The sequence below is a fragment of the Microbulbifer sp. THAF38 genome (assembly GCF_009363535.1).
In the GTDB taxonomy this organism is placed as follows: Bacteria; Pseudomonadota; Gammaproteobacteria; order Pseudomonadales; family Cellvibrionaceae; genus Microbulbifer.
Genome location: NZ_CP045369.1, coordinates 490,263 through 512,500, shown reverse-complemented (window position 1 = coordinate 512,500; position 22,238 = coordinate 490,263). Strand labels below are relative to the sequence as shown.

Here is a 22,238-nt window from a genome sequence, read left to right as displayed (position 1 = left end):
CTTCTTCACCATGAACTAGGCGGGTAACTTCACGAGCCAAAATACCCTGTGCCTCAGGTTTTCCAGCGCGCTCGCGGTCACCCTGTTCAATTGCCTCAATTTCATCAACACTCAAGAAAGTGAAGTAACGTAGGAACTTGTAGACATCCGCGTCAGCGGTATTCAGCCAGAACTGGTAAAAGGCGTAAGGACTGGTCCGCTTCGGGTCTAACCAGATAGTGCCACTTTCTGTTTTACCAAACTTGGTGCCGTCGGCTTTGGTCACCAGTGGCAGAGTCAAACCAAAAACCTTACCTCGGTGCTGACGCCGAGTCAGGTCGACACCACCGGTAATATTGCCCCACTGGTCAGAGCCGCCAATCTGCAAGGTGCAATTATTGCGCTTATACAGTTCGGAAAAATCCATGGACTGCAGCAACATATAAGAGAACTCGGTAAAGGAGATCCCCTCACCCTCCCTCTGGATACGCTGCTTAACAGATTCTTTATTCACCATATTGTTGACGGAGAAATGCTTTCCCACGTCACGCAGAAAATCGAGCACATTGAGCTCGCAAGTCCAATCCAGATTATTCGCTACTAAGGCACTATTTTCTCCGCAATCAAAATCGATAAACTGAGAAACTTGGTTTTTCAGCTTCTCAACCCAACCGGCAACGACGTCTGGAGTATTGAGGCTGCGCTCTTGAGCTTTAAAAGACGGGTCTCCAATCAAACCGGTAGCACCGCCGACCAGGGCTATCGGTTGATGACCTGCCGCCTGAAACCTCTTCAAGGTCAGCAGCGGTACTAGACTGCCTATATGAAGGGAGTCTGCAGTGGGATCAAAACCGCAATACAGGGTTCGACTCTCAGACAAATGCTGCGTCAGTTCGCCGTCACCAGTCGCCTGATTAATCAATCCGCGACGGTCCAAGTCTTCAAGCAGTGTCATGTCGACCCCAGCCATGCTTTCCCCTCATATGTAGGCTTGAAAAGAGCGCCACCGGACGGTGGCAAAATGCGCTGCAACATTACCGAACTTTGCGGCAAATACAAGCGGGCCTTACTGCTGCTATAAAATGGTAAATTAGATACTGAGGAACTTACTCATGGAGATATGGGTCAATTACCCAGTGAACCCAGGCGGCTTTTTTGCTATAAAGTCACTTCAATGCCTGTTTTTTAAACACCCTTTATTTCAAGCGCAGATAACAACGACAGCCGGCGCCGCCCGTTAATACCATGCAGAATCATCGCAAACCGACATCCCGTGTCCGAATAGGCGCCTTGCCCAAGCATTTTCCCCGCGTGCACGCCCTAACGGCCAGTGCCGCTGCCTGTGTTCTGGTTTTGGCAATTTTTATCCCAACGCCAGAAGTCGAAGCCAAGCGCATGCCTCTTCCCGTCAATCTGTCTCCAACCACTGAGAAGACAGAAACTACTGCTGAACAAAAGCAGGTCGAGGAAGTCTCTCCCAACCAGGGAATTGCATTAGCTGCAGCGGCTACAGAGGCATTAAAGTCACTCAGCCTGACCGTACGCAATGGCGATACCCTGTCTGACCTGTTTAAGCGCGCCAAAGTCAGCGCAGGTGAAATGTACCAGTTGCTTGGCAGTGGCAAGGAAGCAAAAAAACTGGCGAGACTTAATCCCGGTGAAGAGCTGACGTTTACGGTCAATGCCGATGGCAAGCTACAGAGTTTAGCGCTGCAAAAGGACAGACTCAGCCAAGTCAGATTTACTCGTGATACTGAGAGTAAATTTCAGCACGATCTGGTTCAAAGAGAACCCGACAGCCACCCCGCCTATCGCCAGGGACAAATTGATAGCTCCCTGTTTGTTGCAGGCAGCGATGCCGGACTGAGCGATAGCCTAATTATGGAAATGGCTGATGTCTTTAGCTCCGATATCGACTTTGCCCTGGATATCCGCAAGGGCGATAGTTTTAGCGTGATGTTCGAGGAAAAATTCCTCGACGGGGAAAAGATTGGTAACGGTCCTATTCTCGCGGTCAGTTTTACCAACCAGGGCCAGACTTACAGTGCGGTTCGCTACGTCGACAGCAGCGGCGATGCCAATTACTTCACCCCTGAAGGCAAGAGCATGCGCAAGGCGTTTATTCGTACACCTCTGGATATTGTCCGCATCAGCTCCCACTTTAATCCACGCCGTTTGCATCCGGTTTTTAAATCGCGTCGCCCGCATAACGGCACCGATTATGCGGCCCCTCGTGGTACCCCGGTTTACTCCACCGGCGACGGCCGGGTGATTGCCTCTGGTTACAGCAAACCTAACGGCAACTATGTGTTTATTCAGCATGGTGAACGTTACGTTACCCGCTACCTACACCTAACCAAGCGCAAAGTGAAGAGAGGCCAGCGGGTAAAGCAGCGCCAAGTTATCGGCACTGTCGGCTCCACTGGCTATGCCACTGGCCCTCACTTGCACTATGAGTTCCTGGTGGATGGCAGGCATCGCAATCCGGCCACGATCGTGCGCAAACTACCCAAAGCCAAGTCTGTTCCCTCAGCGGAAATGACGCGCTTTAAGAATCAAACGCAGCCTCTGCTGGCCAAGCTGGAAAATTACCAGGGCCCGGCTCTGGCAAAACTCGACGACGACAATTAATAAGCACTTTATTTTATGCCCGATCTTTTTATCGGTCTGATGTCCGGTACCAGCGTCGATGCCATCGACGCGGTACTGGTCGACTTTGGCGGTGAAGATAAAATCAAGCCGCGTATCCTGGCAGCTCTCAGCCATCCCATCCACCCTTCACTGCGCAGCGCAATCCTCGCCCTATGCTCCCCCGGCCCATCGGAATTGGATCGCGCCGGGCAGCTGGATCGACAGCTTGGCCAGGTATTTGCCGAGGCAACGAATACCTTGTTGGCGCGTGCGGGTGTAGAGCCGCATGATGTCACCGCAATTGGCAGCCATGGGCAAACTGTCAGGCACCGACCGCCTGGCACTGTAAGCTCCCCGTTCACCCTACAGCTTGGCGACCCCAATACGATTGCCGCAATGACCGGCATTAGCACGGTCGCAGATTTTCGTCGACGCGATATGGCATTGGGCGGACAGGGGGCCCCGCTTATGCCCGCATTCCACCGCGCCGCCTTCAAAACCGAGGGCAATCGTGCCGTTGTCAATATTGGTGGCATGGCCAATATTACCGAGCTGAAAGCCGATAGCAGCATTTGCGGTTACGACACTGGCCCCGGCAATGCTCTGATGGATTACTGGGTAAGCCTTCATAAAAAGCAACCTTTCGACCGAGAAGGTAGCTGGGCAGCCAGCGGCCGGGCTAACCCCGAGCTGTTGAACCGCTTGATGTCAGATCCCTACTTTACCGCCGAACCGCCGAAAAGCACTGGCCGCGAAACCTTTAACGCCAATTGGCTGGAACAAGCCCTGGCTGGATTGGAACTAGCCCCTGCAGATGTGCAGGCAACCCTGTCAGAAGTCACTGCGGCGAGTGTTGCCGAAGCCGTGCATTCCTTCGCGGATGGTGGGGAGTTACTGGTATGCGGTGGGGGCGCAAAGAATAAGGATTTACTATCCAGGCTACAGAGGCGGTTGCCTACTTGGTCAATTGCCGATACGGGAACTTATGGCATTGATGCCGACTGGCTTGAAGCTGTGGGATTTGCCTGGCTGGCTCGGCAGACACTGCTCGGCCTGCCCGGAAATTGCCCCGGTGTCACCGGGGCAAAAAAAGAAGCCGTTCTCGGGGCTATCTATCCCCCCTAAGCGGCTAGCTGGTGGGCGGCTCAGATCGAGAAGGAAGAGCCGCAGCCACAGGTAGAGGAAGCATTGGGGTTTTGCACCACGAAGCGAGAACCAGCAAGTCCCTCCTCATAGTCCACATTGGCACCCACCAAATAGGGGTAGCTCATGGCATCGACCAGTACTTGGATGCCGTCTTTCTCGATAATGGCATCGTCCTCGGCAACCAGCTCATCGAAGGTAAACCCGTACTGGAATCCAGAACAGCCGCCACCGGTAACAAAGACCCTAAGCTTTAAATCCGGATTGCCCTCCTCTTCCAACAGGCTCTTGACCTTAGCTACCGCTTTATCGGTAACCACCAGTGGTGCAGGAGAAAAGGATACAGCTTCTGACATAAGTCTCTCTCAACTCATCGGGACGTTCGCAACTCGTATAAAAGCTATACAGAGCGCAGCCTCGGGGGCGTCATCTTGCTTAAACCCAGCAAATCAGTCAAGTATTTGGCGCAACAGGCCCCGGTATTGAAGGAAGCCGGGGTCTGCTGTGGGAGGTCAACTTAAGAGGCTTCAATCACTGTTTCGTCTTCGGAATAGCCAATCATCGGGGTATCACCGGCGGAGCTGAGGTCCGCATTGGATACCAGTGCGCCATTGACCTGGGCACCCTTCATCATCTCTATCAGCTTATAGTGCACATTACCCTCTACCATAGCCTTGGAGGCCAGCTCCAGATGACGTGCTGCGAATACATCCCCATTCACATTGCCGTTGATGACCACCTGGGGCACACGGATTTCGCCTTCGATCACGCCACCGTCAACAATCTGCAAACGTGCATCGCTATCACTGTGAGCCGAGACATTGCCCTTTACCTTGCCTTCAATGACCAGGTTTCCACGAAAGTGTATATCGCCGGTGACTTCCGTCTGGCGCGCGATCAGAGTCGTATGATTACTACCGGTACTGGCCATAGTTACGTTTTTCTCTTTTTTTCTTAACATAATCCCTAAAACCTCATGCCTCTGGCATCAATGCTAGCTTTTCTGTACCAACCAGCCGTAACGCTGCTCAATATTGAACCCGCTGCGTCCACTGGATTTAAGCGAGAGCTCCACGCCTTCGGGTATAAACCCTTCCGGCAGGCGCAGCTCCCCCTCTATGTTCTGAAAATATTTAAAACGCAGCGGGATAGACTCTTTATCCACCTGCTCCGATAAATCCATTAAGGCGTAGCGCTTTGACTCGCCGTCCTGGCGGCCCACAACGGTAAAGGTGGCCGTCCCCTTAATGACATTACGGCGCGCCGCCGACTGTTGAACCTGTAGCTTGTACTGGTAACTGCGCGCGTCAGCGGTCTGGGAGAGTATAAAGCGGCCGATCGAGACCCCCTCCCCGCCTTCTGCCGGCGCCATAACTCCACGATAGAAGGAGATTTCCTGTTTCAACTCGGCAATCTGGCTTTCTTTTTGAACCAGCTCAGTGCGCACGGCCTCGCTGGCCTGTTCACCAATTACTAGGGACTGCTCGGCGGTAGCGGCACGCATGCGCAGGGCTTCATTTTCACTATTGAGTGCCTCGAGTTGCTCCAGCACCCGGGTATATTCCAGGGTCTTCTCATCGAGGTTTTTACGCAGGTGATACTGGCCGGCGAAATAGGAACCGGCAGAGGTGACCAATACCAACAGGGCGACACCACCCGCGGCAATCACGCCGGAGAAGGGGCGGTGGGGCACCACTTTCATACGGTACTGCTTACTGCCTTTCACTTTGAGCTCCATATAATTCGCTGGGGCTGAACCGAGATTACCGGTTATCGTAATTATTTGATTTTAAGGCAGCAGCGCGGGGCTCTCCAAGCCCAACGTCTCAGTTAGGCCAAACATAATGTTCATATTCTGGACCGCCTGGGCCGAGGCACCCTTGGCCAGGTTGTCGATCACCGACATGACTACCAGGGTATCCCGATCCTGGGGTTGCATCACGGACACCCTACACATATTTGTTCCGCGCACGCTGCGGGTTTGCGGGTGGCTTCCAGGCGGAAGCACATCGACGAAGGGCTCATCTTTGTAGCGCTGCTCAAACAACCCCTGTAATTCGCTGGCTGAAAGACTCACTTTGGAGAGAGTCTTGGCAAACAGAGTGGCGTGGATGCCCCGAATCATTGGCAATAGGTGCGGCACAAATGTTACCTGCGCCGGGCTGGCATCGAGCGGCTGTACCTTGCGCAAGCCCTGCTCAATCTCCGGTAAATGGCGGTGACCGGCAGCAGAATAGGCGCGGAAGTTATCACTGTTTTCCGCAAGGATCAGGTCTGTCTTGGCCTGGCGCCCGGCGCCACTGGCACCGCTGGCCGCACTGGCAATGAGTTCCGACGGCTCTACCACACCCGCCTCCAGTAGAGGAATCCAGCCCAACTGGATTGCAGTGGGGTAACACCCGGGGCAGGCCACCAGCTGCGCGCCTGCGATATCGGCGCGGTTGACTTCAGGCAAACCGTAAACCGCCGCTTGGGCCAGTGCTGGAGCTGCGTGCTCCTGGCCATACCAAGTCTCCCAGGTGGGGATATCCTTGAGACGAAAATCAGCGGAAAGATCAACTACCCGCACACCGCGCTCAATAAGTGCCGGCACTTGGGCTTGAGCAACTCCGTGGGGCGTAGCAAAGAAGACAAGATCACAGCTGGCTAACTGCTCGATTTCCGGCTCACAAAAAGCCAGGTCGTAGTGTCCACGCAGACTGGGAAATAACTCTGCTACAGGTGTGCCCTTCAGGGAGCGCGAGGTGATTGCAACCACTTTTACCTGTGGATGTGTCGCCAAAATTCGCAGCAGCTCCACTCCCGTGTAGCCGGTGGCTCCGACAATTGCTACCTTAATCACCTTGCTAGACTCTCCCGATAAATCCGCCAATTGAGACGATAATCATAAAATCAGCCAAGCACTCTACCACAAGCCCCAGACCTTGAAGGATGTGCGGTGTCACAGCGCCCCAGGATTTCACTGAAAAGCACCCTGAGCCGTTACTTACTCAAGACAAACGCTCTGGAGCAAATTCGCCTGCAACTCTCGGCCCGGGAAGCCCTGGCGCCACTGGTTGGCATGGCTTTGATTACCGGGGTACTCGCCGGTGGTGTCACCGTGCTTTTTCGTTTTGCCATGGAGTGGCCAACCACCTTTTTTCTGTCCGTACCCCAAAATTACGAGTCCCTACCGCCACTCTGGCGGTTTGCCCTACCGGTAATCGGATCCCTGTTAATTGGCATTATCTACCTGGTACTCAGCCCCAAGCGCTACGACGTTGGTGTGGTTCATGTACTCGACCGACTCTATAACCATCAGGGCTATATGCCAGTGCAAAATGCACTGCTGCAGTTTTTCGCCGGGTCCATCGCCCTGATTAGTGGCCATTCGGTGGGTCGTGAGGGGCCGGCGGTACATCTTGGCGCAGCCAGCGGCAGCTGGCTGGCGCGCGCACTTAGGCTGCCCAACAACTCAGCGCGCAGCCTGCTCGGTTGTGGCGTGGCCGCCGCTATTGCAGCCTCATTCAACACTCCGTTAGCTGGTGTGATATTCGCTATGGAAGTGGTGATGCTCGAGTATTCCGTGGCCGGCTTTTTACCAGTCATTCTGGCGGCGGTAACCGGTAGTGCGATTACCCAGCTGACTTTTGGCCGTGAACCAGACTTTAATGTACCGGCAATCCATCTCAACTCCCTGGCGGAACTGCCTATTTTATTTTTATGTGCGCTGGTTATCGGCGTTCTGGCAGCGCTTTTCATACTGGCCCACCGCAAACTCACCAAGCAAACCCATCGCTCACCGCTGTTGCGCTTTCTGATAGTGGGGCTGGTAACCGGCACTATCGGAATCTGGGTACCGGAAATTCTCGGTGGGGGCTACGACACACTGCAAATGGCGATGCTGGGAGAGCTGGGCATAAACACTCTAATAGTGATTGTTGCAGCCAAGTTGGTTGCTACCGCTCTAGGGTCTGGGCTGGGCATCCCTGGGGGGGTTATTGGCCCCAGCCTTATCCTCGGTGCCTGCATCGGCGGTATTGCCGGTGGCCTCGCTAATATGTGGTTGGGGGAACATACGGCGAGTCCAGGCTTTTACGCCATGGTGGGCATGGCTGCAATGATGGCAGCCATGCTCAACGCTCCCCTTGCCGCCTTGCTCGCCATTCTCGAATTGACCTACAACCCCAATGTGCTTTTTCCCGGAATGATGATGATCGTGGTGGCCACCTTGATCAGTCGACAACTTTTTTCCACCCAGGGAATTTACCTCGAAACACTGCGCGCACTAAATAAAGCTGGCACCCCAACCTGGCGCCAGCAAATGCTCAGCGGTGTAGGCGTGGCCAGCCAAATGGAGCGAAGTTTTATTGTCGCTCAGCAGGAAATCCCTCTGGAGCAGGCACAGGGCTATATCTCACAACACCCCCAGTGGATACTGATCGACCTGCCCGATGAAAAACCGCCTGAACTCCTGCGTGCTGCCGATCTGGCCACGTTTCTTCAGGGCAGTAAAGAGGGGGAGGGTGAAGAACCTCTTGTGGAGCAGGAACAAAAAGACGAGGGCACAACGGCAAAGATTGATTTGCTAAAAATCCCCGGTGAGCGTAAACAGATGGCGGAATTAAATTGGCGTGCAACCATGCTGGAAGCTCAGCAAGAACTTAAAAATACCGGGGCCGACGCCTTGTATATTAGTCGCCACCAGAGCGGCTCCCTGGACAATCGCATTGCGGGCATTATTCTGCCGCTACAGATCGATAATTTTTACCGGAAATAATCAGTTTTCGTTTTTATTTTTTTGAGGGGATTTTCCATGTTGTGGATCAAGGCTTTTCATATTATTGCCATGGTGTGTTGGTTTGCCGCGCTCTTTTATTTACCGCGTCTTTTCGTTTACCACGTGGATGCCACCGACGCCCTCAGCCGCGACCGCTTCTGCATCATGGAACGACGCCTTTACAGGGGGATCGCCATCCCAGCCATGCTTGCCACTATTGGCCTGGGTATCTGGCTTTACAGTTTGAATCCCAGCTACTACACCTCGGCCGGCTGGATGCATGCGAAACTCACCTTTGTTGTGCTCCTGCTGGCCTATCATCATATGTGTGGCGCCTACGTTCGTAAGTTTGCCCAGGGCACCAATAACCGCAGCGGACGTTATTTCCGTATTTTTAATGAGGTTCCGACCGTGGCCCTGTTCGCCATCGTCATTCTGGCCGTGGTGAAGCCCTTTTAATTTGGCGCGAAATCATTCTTTGCCTGGATCATATAGGAACTAAAATTAGGCGCACAGCAATTGGCAGTCATGTAGATCTTCTATGGATACACCGCAGCCCATTATTTTGACCGTCACCCACCACGATCCCAGTGGCAGCGCCGGCATAGGCGCAGATACGGAAACGGCCGTCAGTTTGGGCTGCCACGCAGCCTCCGTCGTTTCCGCCATCAGCGTCTGTAACACCGGCGAACTGATCGGGGTAGCGCCAGTGGATGACAGCCTTTTGATTGAGCAGGCCCGAACAGTCCTGGAGGATATGCCCATAGCGGCTATCAAGGTTGGCTATCTCGGTTCAGTGGAAAATGTGCGGGCACTGCACAGTGTGCTGCGCGATTACCCCGACATTCCAGTCATTATCGACCCGGACGCCACCCTGGCCGATAAAGAGAGTGTACTGGCCCCACCCCTTTGGGAGGCCATGAGTTCCCTGTTGCTGCCCTACGCCACCATGGTATGTCCCAACCGGCGTGAGGCGCGTGCAATGGCGGTGGAGGCCGATACCCATGACGCCATGGCCCAGGAACTGCTGGAAAGCGGTTGCCGCTACCTGTTACTGACCGGGGTGCCCCATGAGCAACAGCTGCAGAACCGTCTCTACGATGAGCGCGGTTTGATCCGTGAGTTCCACTGGGAGCGGTTGCCGCCCGCAGCCTATGGGGTTTGCGGCACACTCGCCACCGCCATCGCCTGCCATATCGCCCACGGCCTGACTATCACCGAGACGGTAAGCCGCAGTCAGCAATACGCCTGGAGCGCTATCCGCGATAGTCGCCGGCTGGGGATGGGGCGCCCGATTCCCAACCGCTTGTTCTGGTGTGAGCGCTAGGGTACTCGCTGTCTCACTGCAATTCGCGATCCGCACCGACAGCAACGTCGGTGCGACTTACCAGCCAACCCTCCCTGCTGCGCCCTGACTTGCCCCGCATTGTCCTCAAGGCCCCACACCCTGATAATGGCCGCTGACTCTTGGCCTTTTTCGCAATTTCTGAATGAATTCTATGAGTAAATCTGAGCAGCTCTTTGCTGAAGCCCAGCAATTTATCCCCGGCGGCGTTAACTCCCCGGTTCGCGCTTTCCGTGCCGTTGGCGGCACGCCCCTGTTTATCCGCCGTGCCGAAGGCGCTTATCTATTCGATGCGGACGAGAAACGTTATATCGACTATGTGCAATCCTGGGGCCCGATGGTACTCGGTCACGCACATCCGGAAGTGATTGAAGCGGTTGTGGAACAGGCCCAATCAGGCCTGAGTTTCGGCGCCCCCACTGAGCTGGAAACCGAGCTGGCTGAGGAACTCTGCCGCCTGTGGCCCAACATGGATCTGGTGCGCTTCGTCAACTCCGGCACCGAAGCGACCATGAGCGCCATCCGCCTGGCTCGCGGCTTTACCGGACGCGATAAAATTGTGAAGTTTGAAGGCTGCTACCACGGTCATTCGGACTCACTGCTGGTCAAAGCCGGCTCCGGCGCCCTGACCATGGGGGTCCCCTCCTCTCCCGGCGTTCCTGCAGCCCTGGCGGACCACACCATCACCCTGAGCTACAACGATGCTGAAGGCGTGCGTGCCTGCTTCAATGAGATTGGCGACCAGATCGCCTGTATCATCGTGGAGCCCGTCGCCGGCAATATGAACTGTATCCCGCCAGTGCCCGGCTTCCTGGAAACACTGCGCGAAGTCTGCGACCAACACGGCGCCTTACTTATTCTCGACGAAGTCATGACAGGCTTCCGCGTCAGCCTCACTGGCGCCCAGGGACACTATGGCATCGAAGCGGATCTGACCACTCTCGGCAAGGTGATTGGCGGCGGTATGCCAGTGGGTGCCTTCGGTGGCAAGCGCGAAATTATGGAGCAGATCGCTCCTCTGGGGCCCGTTTATCAGGCGGGTACTTTGTCCGGCAACCCGGTGGCCATGGTTGCGGGCCTGGAAACCCTGCGCTTGGTGGAAGAAGCCGGTTTCTACGAGCCTCTAGTGGCCAGAACAGACCGCCTGGTGGAAGGCATCCTCGCCGCAGGCAAGAAAGCGGGAATTCCCATTACCGCCAACAAGGCTGGCAGCATGTTTGGTTTCTTCTTTACCGAGGAAACTCATGTCACCAACTACCAACAGGTAATGGCCTGCAATAACGAGCGTTTTAATCGATTCTTCCACGGCATGCTTGAAGAAGGTGTCTATCTGGCACCCGCCTCCTACGAAGCCGGGTTCATGTCCGCCGCCCATAGTGACGAGGATATCGAAGAGACTATCGCTGCCGCAGAGCGCGTTTTCGCCCGACTCGACTGATTTCCTCTCCCTGGTACCCACTACAAGGTGGGTACCTACTCTCCTCCTGCATCAAAATCGTTCACCCAGCACTTGAGTTAACGCTTTGCCGCAGAAGCGTTGTTCTTTTCATATGGCAGGGTGAAAATGTATACATAAATTAAAAGGTATACATTTTGAGAAGCGTATTATCCGATACCAGCCTATCCACGATCAACGCCGGTTTTATCGCCGTACTGGTCGCCGTGGCCAGCTCCGCGGCTATTGTGTTTGAAGCAGCCCGTGCAGCCGGCGCCGATGAGGCGATGATTGCCTCCTGGATCGGTGCCTTGGGCCTTGGGATGGGGCTCTCCTGTATCGTCTTCTCCTGGTATTACCGGGCACCGATTATTACGGCATGGTCGACTCCCGGCGCCGCATTACTGGCGACCAACCTCAGCGGTATTCCAATTGCCGAGGCCATCGGCGCATTTTTTTTCAGCGCTCTGCTGACCCTTATAGTGGGGGTTTCCGGAGCCTTCGAACGGGTGGCCAGACTGGTACCCGGCCCGATTGCCGGCGCCATGCTGGCGGGCATACTGCTGCAGTTCGGTCTAGGTACCTTCACCTCACTGCAATCCCAACCCGTTTTGGTGGGCGCTATGGTAATAGCCTATCTTGTGGGGCGGCGCTGGGTACCCCGCTACGCCATTATTCTGGTACTCGTCTGTGGGCTGGTGGTCTGCTGGAAGTTGCAACTGTTCGCACCTGACCAGATTCACTGGCAAGCGCCAAAACCCATTTGGGTTACACCGGAATTCAGACTCTCAACCCTCATTAGTGTCGGCATCCCGTTATTTATCGTCACTATGACCTCTCAATATCTCCCTGGGGCGACCACCCTCGCCGCCAGTGGCTATCAGCGGGTACCAGTTTCTCCTCTTATCAGTGGCACCGGATTAACCAACCTGCTTCTCACCCCCTTCGGCGGCTTTACTCTAACCCTGGCGTCGATTACCGGCGCAATATGTAGCGGGCCCGAAGCCCACCCCAACCCGGACAAGCGCTATACGGCCGGGATTGCCGCAGGTTTTTTCTATCTACTGGTAGGCTTGTCTGGCGCCACGGTAGTAGCATTATTCAGTAATTTCCCCAAGGCGCTGATCGCAGCACTGGCTGGCCTGGCTTTACTCGGGACACTCGGTAACTGCCTGGCGGGTGCTACCGCAGATACAGAAAGCCGGGAAGCGGCGGTGATCACCTTTCTTATCAGCGCTTCAGGCATCAGTTATTTGGGGATAGGTGCCGCTTTCTGGGGGCTGGTCGGCGGGCTGGGCTGTTATTGGTTTTTCAGGCGGAATAATAAATAAGGGCCCAATGAACCTTTACGAAAAAATCAAAGCGGATTTGCAGCGCGGGCGTTTCCCCGCCGGTCAAGCACTGAAGCAGGCGGAAGTGGCCGAACTCTATGAAGTCAGCCGTATCCCCGTGAGAGACGCCTTGCAGCGCCTCAAAAATGAGGGTTGGCTGGAGCCCCACGGCAAACGTGGTGTCGCCGTACCCCAGTTCGATCCGTTGGAGGTGGAGGATCTCTACCTGATGCGTATGCGCCTGGAGCCTCTCTTACAAACCCTCGCGCAAAAAAACCTCACCAGTGAAACACTCGGCCGGGCACGGGATATTCTCGATACCATGGAGGGGAATCCCAGTCTCTCAGCCGAGCAGATCGGCAGTCTTAACTGGCAGTTTCACGCCTGTATCTACCTCGCCGCAGAGCGTCCCACCCTTTTCGCCACAGTGGAGCAACTACATAGGCAGAGTGAGCGCTATATCGGTTACCAATCCCGCAGCCTGCACTACCAGAGCACCAGTCAGAAGGAGCATTATGCGATTCTTGAGGCGCTACAACAAAAGCGGGAAAATGAAGCGGCAGCCCTGCTAGCCACGCATATCGAGACCGCCGGCAAGAAACTGGTGGCCTTTTTTCACACCGCTAGAAACAGCTCCTAAAGCGAGTCGAGGGAAATCACCGGCGGCGGCAATTTGATATGATGGCCGCCAATTGCGGTCGCGGGGTTGCTGCGACCCTATCGATAGCCGGAGTAATTCCCCATGAGTCAAAATCTCGGCCGCGGAGCCTACCCCAACACACGCTTGCGCCGCCTGCGCGCACAGGATTTTTCCCGCCGATTGGTGAGGGAAAACCAGCTCAGCTGCGACGACCTGATACTGCCACTATTTGTCATTGAGGGCCGTAGCGAAACCCAAAAAGTGGCCTCTATGCCCGGTGTTGAACGCCTCAGCGTGGACTTACTAGCCAAAAAAGCGAAGTCCTTAAAACAGCTGGGTATTCCCGCTGTTGCGCTGTTCCCCGTGGTGGATCCCTCGGCGAAATCCGACTGCGCCAGCGCTGCCCACGACGCCAATGGCCTGGCCCAACGCGCCGTGCGGGAATTGAAGAATGCGGTGCCGGAATTAGGGGTGATTACCGATGTGGCCCTGGACCCGTTCACCAGCCACGGCCAGGACGGTTTGATGGATCACAGCGGCTACATCGTCAACGATGAGACTGTGGAAGTACTGGTACAGCAGGCCCTTTCCCACGCCGCTGCGGGTGCCGATATGGTGGCGCCTTCCGACATGATGGACGGCCGTATCGGCGCTATTCGCGCGGCACTTGAAGGCGCCGGGCACAGCAATACCCTGATCATGTCCTATGCGGCCAAGTACGCCTCCGCCTACTACGGTCCTTTCCGCGATGCCGTGGGCTCCGCGGGTAACCTCAAGGGTGGCAATAAGGCCAGCTATCAGATGGACCCCGCCAACTCCGATGAAGCCCTACACGAGTGCGCTCTGGATCTTCAAGAAGGGGCCGATATGGTGATGGTGAAGCCCGGTATGCCCTATTTGGATATCGTGCGTCGGGTGAAAGAGGAGCTGAGGGTACCCACTTTTGCCTACCAGGTGAGTGGTGAGTACGCCATGCACTGCGCCGCGTTCGAAAACGGCTGGCTACAGCGCGAGGCGGTGATTCTGGAATCCCTGTTGGCGTTCAAACGCGCTGGCGCCGATGGAATTCTCACCTATTTTGCCGAGGAAGCCGCACAGCTGCTGCAGGGCTGAAGCCTTGTAATTATTGCGCGGCTTACGCCGCGCTACTTATTCAGGGCCACTGGTCTTCCAGCGCCGGTCCCACCGGCTGGGCCTCTTCAACGGGAACACCTCGATATTCCACCTCAGCAGACTGATTGCGGGGCAATTCGAGGGGCTCTAAAGAGGAGTCCTCGCCAAATTCCTCCGCATCATCACCGCGCAACTGTTCCCGCAGTTGATTACGGCGCTCACTCTCATGTTGTTGCCGCTCTATGTCATTGCCCCAGCCAGGGGTCATCTGCTCCCGCGGTGCCGCCTCTGAACGCTCATTGCCAAACAGGTTGCGGAACCAACGCCAGCGGTCCTGCCCCCGACACTCTGGCGCCGGTTGCAAGTGGGTTTCATAGGAGAAAGGTATCTCGTAGCCACCTCGGCAATAATCCGGGTCCATAAACTGTCCGCGAGCATTCACCTCTTTGAACTCGATCCCCCGTGGAGCCTCCACAGGACCGTGCTGATGGGGCAGCTTGCGCATGATTTCGGTCCAGATCGGCAGGGCTCCGGTGGAACCGGTCAAACGGGTACGCTCGTTATCATCGCGTCCGAGCCATACCACCGCGGTAACCTCTGGGGAAAATCCGGCAAACCAGCTGTCGCGGTTATTGTTGGTGGTACCGGTCTTACCGGCAAAGGGCACGCTGCTGGGCAATCGCTTGGCAGACCTGCGTCCGGTACCCTCGCGCATAGCCTGCTCGAGGCCCCAACGCAACAGGTAAGCAGGCACTGGGTCGACGCCGCGATTCGTGCGCGGGCGGAAATGCTGAACCCGACCACCCTGAGCATCGGATACCGCTAGCAGGGTGCGGGGTTGCACCGTCTCGCCATTATTGGCGATGGTCTGGTACATACCCGCCACCTCTAATGGTGTCATTTCCACCGCGCCCAGCAACATTGCCGGTACATGAGGCAGGCTGGTATCCACACCCAGGCGCCGGATAGTCTGGCGTACATTCTGCAGTCCCAAATCGAGACCCAGGTGAGCGGTAGCCAGGTTATAAGACTTGGCCAGCGCTACATAGAGAGGCACTTGACCGTGGGCGAGCTTATCGAAGTTTTGCGGCATCCATACATCGCCATCGGCCTCCTCGATACGCACCGGTGCATCGTCGATTAGGGTGGCCAAGTTGTATTCTTCGGGACGCTCCAGAGCGGTTAGGAAGACCGCCGGCTTGATCAGAGAACCCACCTGGCGGCGTGCCTCCAGAGCCCGATTGAATCCGGGATAATCCGGGTCGCGATCTCCCACCATGGCGAGTACATTGCCCGTGCGGTTATCCAATAGCACCGTGGCAGCCTGCAGAGTATTCGCCTTAATCTTGCGGTCTTTCTCCAGCTTCTGCACGCCTCCACTCACGGACTCTTCCGCGAGTTTCTGCACCGAGGGCGCCAGGGTTGTATAGACCCGCAACCCGGTTGTGCGAAGCTCCTCGTAGGAATAATAGGGCCGCAATTCGGAGAGCAACCGCTCGGTGAAGGCCGGATAGGGATTCTGAGCGGTCACACCACCTTTCACTACACCCAGTGGTTTGGCGGAGTAGTGTTCGAATTCAGCCTGGGTAATCAGGCCCTGCTCACGCATCAAATCCAGCACCGTGTTGCGACGCTTCAGTGCGCGCTGTGGATGGCGCCAGGGGTTGTAATAGGAGGCACCCTTCGCCAACCCCACTAGCAGGGCGACCTGGTGGGGCTCCAGCGTATCCAGCGGCTGCTGGAAATAGAATTCCGACGCCAGGCCAAAGCCGTAGATACCCCGGGCGCCCTGCTGACCCAGCCACACCTCGTTGATGTACTCCTGCAGGATGTAGGCCTTGTCATAGTGAATTTCCATCAAAACGGCCATCAAGGCCTCATTGATTTTGCGCTGCAGGCTTGGTTTGTGGTCGAAAAAGATGTTCTTAACCAGCTGCTGGGTGATGGTTGATCCCCCCTGCACCAGGCGCCCCGCCTTGATATTGGCTACCATCGCCCGGGCGATACCCCGCGGGGAGACCCCGAAGTGATTGAGGAAGTCCTGGTCTTCCACCGCGATCAGGGTGTTTGCTACCAGTGGTGGGATATCCGTAAAGCGAACCGGGTTGCGATCGTCTCCGCCGCCCAGCAGTGAACCGATATTGGCGGCGTCCAAGCGAAACTCGGAGATGCGCTGCCCATCTTCATCGCGCAGGTTATCAATTTCATCGTTGCGCAAGCGGAAGGTGGCCATAGCCGCCGGCTCACGGCCATCGGCGTGGATAAAGTCCCTGCGCCAGACCCGATAGCTCATACCCTCCTGTGTCCAGGAACCGGGCTCGGTCAGCGTCTTTTGCTTGCGGTAATTGAGGGCGGCAAACTCACTCTCCAGCTCATCCGGGTGCATCGCCATGCCTTCGCGCAATACCAGGGGGCGCGCAAAAACCCGTGCCGGCAGCTGGTACTGGCGGCTGTCGAGACGCTGGCGCAGCTGTACGTCGAGGTAAGCCATATACCCGGCCAGGGCGAGCGCGCCCACCAGGGCCAGCAAAAACAGGAATTTGAGCCAGCGGTAGCGTCTTTTCGGTTTTGACGCTTTACTGCGCCGGCGTTTCGTCGATGCCATATAAGAGTTATCCAGCTGCCATCTCGGTACATCTTTCGATAGCAGAGAGTGCCCTGAGCCTCGCCGCTATCTCAGGCAGGACACCAGCAGGTGGCAGCTCCGCTGGTATCTTGCCGCAGGCACCTGAACTGGCGCCATGGGGGAACATCCGTGAACCGCCAAAATCCCGGGCTGTGCGTCCCGGAGGTCATCTTACAGGCACATTAAACACCTGTTCGTGGATTGACCGCAGTTGCCTCCCATAAGTTCATATTGAGGCATATGACGCCTTTATAAACGCTGGCCGCTTTAAGTCAAACCCACCACCTTGCACTTGCTGCAATCACGGCCATAATGCGGCGGAAATCTATACAAATCGCCCGAAAAGGATGGACATGCAGCAATATGATCTCTACGGCATCGGCGCCGCCCTGTTGGACACGGAAATCGAGGTATCCGACAAGGATCTCAAAGCTCTCGGTGTTGAAAAGGGCATTATGACCCTGGTGGACGATGCCCGGCAGAAACAGCTGGTAGACGACCTTCGGGACCATATGGTTACCGCCAAGCGCGCCTGCGGCGGCTCCGGAGCCAATACTGTGATCGCCGCCAGCTATTTTGGCCTGCGCACTTTCTATTCCTGCAAGGTTGCCGCCGACGATAACGGGGATTTTTACCGCAATAATCTCAGCGCCGCTGGTGTCGAATACCCAACCACCCTGCAACAGGCAGATGGCGGTACCACCGGAAAGTGCCTGGTGCTGATTACCCCTGATGCCGAGCGCAGCATGAATACCTACCTGGGGATCAGTGAGCAGCTCTCGGTAGCCGAGCTGGACGACGAAGCACTAAAGTCCTCCCAGTGGGCCTATATCGAGGGTTACCTGGTTTCTTCCGAGACTGGGCGTCGAGCCGCAATCGCCCTGCGGGAACAGGCACAGCAAGCCGGTGTGAAAACTGCCTTGAGCCTGTCCGACCCGGCCATGGTGCAATTCTTTGGCGAAGGCCTGCGGGAAATGATTGGCGGCGGCGTGGATATGCTGTTCTGTAACCGCGACGAGGCCCTGGGCTTTACCGGCACCGACTCACTGGATGCCGCGGCGGAAGCTCTGAGCGATTACTGCCGCAGTTTTGCCATTACTCTGGGCGCCGATGGCGCGCTGCTGTGGGATGGCGCCAAGCAATACAAAGTAGCCAGTCCAGAGGTACGCGCAATAGACACCAACGGTGCCGGTGATATGTTTGCGGGCGCGTTTTTGTATGCGATCAACCGGGAAATGGGCTTTGTTGAAGCCGGTGAACTGGCTTGCCGTGCTGCAGCTCAAGTCGTCAGCCAATACGGCCCACGTCTGCAGGCGGAGCAACACTCAGAGTTGTTGGCGGCGGTTATCTAAAGCCACCAACAGAAACAAAGAGCGGCCTTTACTGGCCGCTCAACCTCAAAACCCCTGGGGCTCGCCGATATCGGGCAATCCCGAGGCGGCGGCAATACCAAAACCCTGAGCGTAATCCACCCCCATTCGACAGAGTTTATCCATTAATTCAGGGCTCTCGACATACTCTGCGATAGTGCTGATACCCATGCGCTTGGCCAAGTGGTCAATAGTGCTGACCATCGCGCTGTCGATCTCATCTTCGAGCATATTGCGCACAAAACTCCCATCGATTTTGAGGAAGTCCACCGGCAGCTGGCGCAAATAAGCCAGGGAGGAAACCCCGCGGCCAAAGTCGTCCAGAGCAAAGCTGCAGCCGGCGGCACGCAGCTTGTGGATAAAAATCAGCGCCCTCTCCAGATTGTTGATAGCACTGGTCTCGGTGATCTCAAATTGCACCCTTGAGGGAGTCACCCCCTCCTCGCTCATCGCCTCCAGCACAAAGTCTGCAAAGGTGTCATCGCCGAGGCTGATGCCAGAAATATTAATGGCATAGCTTGCCGTGTCGATGCCGATCAATTGCTCCTGGGCCATGTAGTGGAACACGCGGCGAATAACCCAGCGGTCAACCTCCTCAATCAGGCCGTAGCGCTCCGCCGCCGGCAGGAAAAGACCCGGGGAAATCACACCGCCATCGCGCCCGCGCATGCGTACCAAAATTTCATAATGGTGGAGCTCACGCTCACCTTTCAAGGAAACCACCGGCTGCCGATAGAGCATCAGGCGATCCTCCCGCAAGGCCGCGTGAATTTCCGCAACCCAAGTGGACTCACGGCGCTTTTCCAGCACCTTGCGCGAGTCCCCAAACAGCTTGACCCGGTTGCGCCCCTGATCCCTGGCGGAACAGCAGGCATCATTGGCGGTCGCCAACAACTGGCTGGCACTGGGGGTGAAGCGGTCTACGCCCACCACTCCAATCGAGACCGCCACACGGCTGTCACTTCCCTGCCAGTGGAAACTGAAATCCTGTACAGATTCACGCAGGCGCGCCACCACGCGCCCACCCTCTTCCAGGGTGCAGTCCCGCAACAAAATGGCGAATTCATCGCTGCCCACTCGCGCAAACAAATCGGCTTTTGACAACCCCCGTTGCAGCAGCGATACCAACTGCACCAGCAATTGGTCACCGGCGACAAATCCCAGGGTGTCGTTGATCACTTTGAATTGGTAGACATCCAGATACAGCAGCACATGGTGCTGGCGTTTATCGACGCATTGAGAGAGAAGTTTTTGTAGCTCACCCTCAAAATACTGTCGATTGGGCAGGCGGGTTAGCGCGTCGTGGCTGGTCTGCCAGCTAAGGCGGGTAGACACCCGTCGGGCAGCGGACGTATCCCTCAAAACCAGCACATAGTTTTTCAGTGTGCCGGCATCCCACAGAGCCATCACCTGCACAGAGACCTCCAGCGGTGGGCGGTTTTCGCCAGATCGCCAGATATAGGCGCGGATCTCTCGCACACTGGGCACTTCGTGATAGGGAATATCGGGTATCAGTGCGTTTAACGGCTCCCCGTGACTGTCGCAGAGCCGCAGGCCCTCGTTAACCGGCTGGCCGGGCAAGAGCCCTACCAGATCCCCGCTCATTTCACTCACCAGCGGGTTGGCATACTGAACAATACCGCGGGGATCGGTGACGATCACTCCGTCAGCAATTTCCCCCAGTGCCGCCTCGGCAGCCTGCAGGCTAATCTGCTCACAGGGTTTGAGTTGAGCCTCCAGCTCCCCTAGCTGGCCGAGGTATTGAGCAGATTGAGGGTCAAACAAGGACACAGCCGCACTCCCTGCGGGAACCGAAACGCACCATAGAAAAGATCGCAAATACAGCCGGTAATGGAGCGTGGTTGCAAAATGTGGGCAAACGTAACGCTAACATCGCCCAAGATCGCCGATTTTATTCAATTATCCTGTCTCCAGCTGACCCCTCTCCTACAGGCCTTTAAATTGCACACTCAGAGATTTGCGCGCAAGAATTTTTTCAGCTTTTCATCTTCAAACACCCGTTGCATGGTCGCGCTCAGCAGACCATTTACCCGGCTTTCCACCTCTTCCCTGCTGGGTTTGATCAGGTTGCGGTCTTTACCCGAGGTGCTATAAGTCCCGAAATAGGTAGCATGGCCTGCCTTAACCTCCAGGTGAATTTCGGCAGAAGTATCAATCTGGGTGGTATAGACAGTGTTAGGGCTGTTGTAAGTCAGCTTCACCAATTTTGCCGTCACCTGCACCTCAGGAGCCGAGTCAGTGATACGGAAAGACCAGTTGGCAAAGCCCTCACTCAAGCCAGCGGCAATGGCTCTGCCCGCGTCGTTGGCGATACTTACCTGAGAGGTATCCGCATAGACACCGCCGAGGGAGCCCAAACCGCCACCAGGCAGTTCATTGATCCCGCGAACATTGAGACTGTGCCCCGCACCAATGGATTCGGGAGCTACCTGAACCTGAGGGTGCAGACGAATTTGTAGTGGACTGTGAGCACATCCAGCTAAGACCAGGGCCCCCACCAATAACAACAATTTCTTCATTTTTCTTTCCTTTTACTTCAACAAAAACTAGTTACCCTGCACTGCCATGATGGCGGTGGTGATCTTTTTCAAGCGCCTCCCGCCCCATAATGGGCACCAGGACCTCCAAACTGCTTCCATCGGCAAAGAGCAGGCGCAGTGGTAGTGATTCTCCCGCCCTGAGTCGTACTCCATGAATCATCAGGTGTACGCCTCCTGGTACCATCTGTAATTTCTCGCCAGCAGCGATCGCCAGTTTCTCCAGAGGGCGCATACGGCTGACACCCTGCGCTCGCTCAGTCGTATGTAAATTGGCAGAGCCCTTTGTATCTCCAGACAGCTCTACGGCTGTTAATTGCAGCAAGTGCTCTCCGGTATTGTGGAGGGACAGGTAGGCCGCGCTCATCGGCGCCCCCGGTGGCGTCTCGCGGGCATAGCCCTCAACCAGAAGGGGGTTAGTGAGGGCGGAAACCCCCACTGTGTAAAAAAGGCTGCTTATTAGCAGTCCCCATGCAAAAAAAACCGTCTTTCTCACTGATACCCTCCACTGGGCTGAATAAGAAGTAAACGCGCGGGACTGCCGATCTTAATATCCCCCCGCACCCGATAGCCGGGCACCGCCTCGCGCAACTGCTGGTAAACCCAGCGGCCCTCGGCATCATCCCCGGCGACGATAATGACACGCAGCTGCTCACTGCGGATGCGCTGGGCCACTTGGCGCAGCTGTGCAATGAGTTTTTCAGACCTGGCTCTAAGCTCCGCTTGCGGCAGCCCGATAGCCTCCCCTCGGGGCAAATCCAGTTTTGCACGACCGCGCTCTCGGGCCAGTTGACTGCGCACCTCGGCGACCAAGGGGTTACCCGGAGCCAGCATCTCTGCGCGCCGCAACAAGCTCGCCACTTCCGCAAAAGCCCGTCTGCGTAGTGCCTCCCGAGCCTGCTCCACATAGGTGACCACAATCGTCTGGATTCCGGTCTGGGCACGGCGGTTGCCGGGGTCCAACTGTTGCACATTCAGGTAATAGTCATAAGCGCTGGCACCGGCGGGCTGGGTCAGATGGCCCCTACGCAAGGCCTGTTCGGCGCGCTTTAAGAAATACGCCACATTGTTGCGGCGCACCTCCTCGGTCGAAGGCTTGGCCTTTTGCGGCGGTGGACTGGGCGGAGGGGGAAGCGGCTTGTTTGAAGCACAGGCACCGAGTAACACAGCCATCAATAGATAGATAGCAAAGCTGTGAAGGCGTTCTAATGACGGCAAAGCAATCCCCCGTTGTTGTTTTTTTGTACCACTGGCGTCGCTATACTGCTGACGCGACTGAACCCCCGTCCGGCGCTGCAGTCAGAACCA

Annotated in this window: 20 protein-coding genes (1 of these 20 only partly in view); 10 read left to right on the top strand and 10 right to left on the bottom strand. The window is 56.2% G+C overall.

The genetic code is table 11. From position 1 onward, the window contains the following. Positions 1-949 carry the 5' portion of a tyrosine--tRNA ligase gene (tyrS, locus tag FIU95_RS02180; RefSeq protein ID WP_152451096.1) on the bottom strand. It extends 350 nt beyond the left edge of the window, so only the first 949 of its 1,299 coding nucleotides appear in the window; its start codon is at positions 947-949; its stop codon lies off the left edge, out of view. Between the two features lie 275 nt (positions 950-1,224). On the opposite strand from tyrS, the gene FIU95_RS02175 reads away from it, so the two are divergent. Both FIU95_RS02175 and FIU95_RS02170 read left to right on the top strand, forming a co-directional pair. Continuing rightward, positions 1,225-2,610, top strand: a complete 1,386-nt coding sequence (locus FIU95_RS02175; protein ID WP_152451094.1) for a peptidoglycan DD-metalloendopeptidase family protein — start codon at positions 1,225-1,227, stop codon at positions 2,608-2,610. Positions 2,611-2,625: 15 nt separating this feature from the next. Further along, on the top strand, positions 2,626-3,735 hold the full coding sequence (locus tag FIU95_RS02170) for an anhydro-N-acetylmuramic acid kinase (protein WP_152451092.1): 1,110 nt from the start codon (positions 2,626-2,628) through the stop codon (positions 3,733-3,735). A 20-nt stretch (positions 3,736-3,755) separates the two neighbouring features. Here FIU95_RS02170 and erpA read toward each other — a convergent pair whose 3' ends face one another. The 4 genes from erpA to argC form a co-directional block, all read right to left on the bottom strand. Beyond that, positions 3,756-4,109, bottom strand: a complete 354-nt coding sequence (gene erpA / locus FIU95_RS02165) for an iron-sulfur cluster insertion protein ErpA (protein ID WP_152451090.1) — start codon at positions 4,107-4,109, stop codon at positions 3,756-3,758. A gap of 161 nt (positions 4,110-4,270) precedes the next feature. Continuing rightward, positions 4,271-4,714: a polymer-forming cytoskeletal protein gene (locus FIU95_RS02160; RefSeq protein WP_253868807.1), complete on the bottom strand. Its 444-nt coding sequence runs from the start codon at positions 4,712-4,714 to the stop codon at positions 4,271-4,273. A 33-nt stretch (positions 4,715-4,747) separates the two neighbouring features. Then, positions 4,748-5,479, bottom strand: coding sequence for a DUF6776 family protein (locus tag FIU95_RS02155; RefSeq protein WP_152451088.1), 732 nt, complete (start codon positions 5,477-5,479; stop codon positions 4,748-4,750). Positions 5,480-5,542: 63 nt separating this feature from the next. Next, positions 5,543-6,595 carry an N-acetyl-gamma-glutamyl-phosphate reductase gene (gene argC / locus FIU95_RS02150; RefSeq protein ID WP_172975299.1) on the bottom strand — a complete coding sequence of 351 codons (1,053 nt, stop codon included), beginning with the start codon at positions 6,593-6,595 and terminating at the stop codon, positions 5,543-5,545. 96 nt (positions 6,596-6,691) lie between these two features. Between argC and FIU95_RS02145 the strand changes: the two genes are divergently transcribed. From FIU95_RS02145 to hemB, 7 genes are all read left to right on the top strand, one after another. Further along, positions 6,692-8,512, top strand: coding sequence for a chloride channel protein (locus tag FIU95_RS02145; RefSeq protein WP_253868805.1), 1,821 nt, complete (start codon positions 6,692-6,694; stop codon positions 8,510-8,512). Between the two features lie 36 nt (positions 8,513-8,548). After that, a complete protein-coding gene (hemJ, locus tag FIU95_RS02140) occupies positions 8,549-8,971 on the top strand; it encodes a protoporphyrinogen oxidase HemJ (RefSeq protein ID WP_152451084.1) in 423 nt (140 codons plus the stop codon). An 82-nt stretch (positions 8,972-9,053) separates the two neighbouring features. Beyond that, entirely contained in the window at positions 9,054-9,839 is a 786-nt protein-coding gene (locus FIU95_RS02135; protein ID WP_152451082.1) for a hydroxymethylpyrimidine/phosphomethylpyrimidine kinase, read from the top strand. Between the two features lie 172 nt (positions 9,840-10,011). Continuing rightward, positions 10,012-11,295 (top strand): glutamate-1-semialdehyde 2,1-aminomutase, encoded by a 1,284-nt coding sequence (hemL, locus tag FIU95_RS02130; RefSeq protein ID WP_152451080.1) that lies wholly within the window; start codon positions 10,012-10,014, stop codon positions 11,293-11,295. Between the two features lie 155 nt (positions 11,296-11,450). Continuing rightward, a complete protein-coding gene (locus tag FIU95_RS02125) occupies positions 11,451-12,623 on the top strand; it encodes a benzoate/H(+) symporter BenE family transporter (protein ID WP_253868803.1) in 1,173 nt (390 codons plus the stop codon). Between the two features lie 7 nt (positions 12,624-12,630). Continuing rightward, positions 12,631-13,263: a GntR family transcriptional regulator gene (locus FIU95_RS02120; protein WP_152451076.1), complete on the top strand. Its 633-nt coding sequence runs from the start codon at positions 12,631-12,633 to the stop codon at positions 13,261-13,263. A 102-nt stretch (positions 13,264-13,365) separates the two neighbouring features. Further along, positions 13,366-14,376, top strand: a complete 1,011-nt coding sequence (hemB, locus tag FIU95_RS02115; RefSeq protein WP_152451074.1) for a porphobilinogen synthase — start codon at positions 13,366-13,368, stop codon at positions 14,374-14,376. Positions 14,377-14,416: 40 nt separating this feature from the next. Here hemB and mrcB read toward each other — a convergent pair whose 3' ends face one another. After that, positions 14,417-16,981, bottom strand: a complete 2,565-nt coding sequence (gene mrcB / locus FIU95_RS02110) for a penicillin-binding protein 1B (RefSeq protein ID WP_152451072.1) — start codon at positions 16,979-16,981, stop codon at positions 14,417-14,419. 374 nt (positions 16,982-17,355) lie between these two features. On the opposite strand from mrcB, the gene FIU95_RS02105 reads away from it, so the two are divergent. After that, on the top strand, positions 17,356-18,354 hold the full coding sequence (locus FIU95_RS02105; RefSeq protein ID WP_152451070.1) for an adenosine kinase: 999 nt from the start codon (positions 17,356-17,358) through the stop codon (positions 18,352-18,354). A 45-nt stretch (positions 18,355-18,399) separates the two neighbouring features. Here the strand turns inward: FIU95_RS02105 and FIU95_RS02100 are convergent, their stop codons facing one another. The 4 genes from FIU95_RS02100 to FIU95_RS02085 all read right to left on the bottom strand — a co-directional run bounded on the left by FIU95_RS02100 (position 18,400) and on the right by FIU95_RS02085 (position 22,148). Then, the gene (locus FIU95_RS02100) at positions 18,400-20,163 is read right to left on the bottom strand and encodes an EAL domain-containing protein (RefSeq protein ID WP_152451068.1); all 1,764 of its coding nucleotides are present in this window, start codon (positions 20,161-20,163) and stop codon (positions 18,400-18,402) included. Between the two features lie 179 nt (positions 20,164-20,342). After that, a complete protein-coding gene (locus tag FIU95_RS02095) occupies positions 20,343-20,912 on the bottom strand; it encodes a YajG family lipoprotein (RefSeq protein WP_152451066.1) in 570 nt (189 codons plus the stop codon). Between the two features lie 31 nt (positions 20,913-20,943). Beyond that, positions 20,944-21,426, bottom strand: a complete 483-nt coding sequence (locus tag FIU95_RS02090; RefSeq protein WP_152451064.1) for a copper chaperone PCu(A)C — start codon at positions 21,424-21,426, stop codon at positions 20,944-20,946. Continuing rightward, a complete protein-coding gene (locus FIU95_RS02085) occupies positions 21,423-22,148 on the bottom strand; it encodes an N-acetylglucosaminyltransferase (protein ID WP_253868801.1) in 726 nt (241 codons plus the stop codon). Before FIU95_RS02085 ends, FIU95_RS02090 begins: the two co-directional genes overlap by 4 nt. Positions 22,149-22,238: the final 90 nt, after the last annotated feature.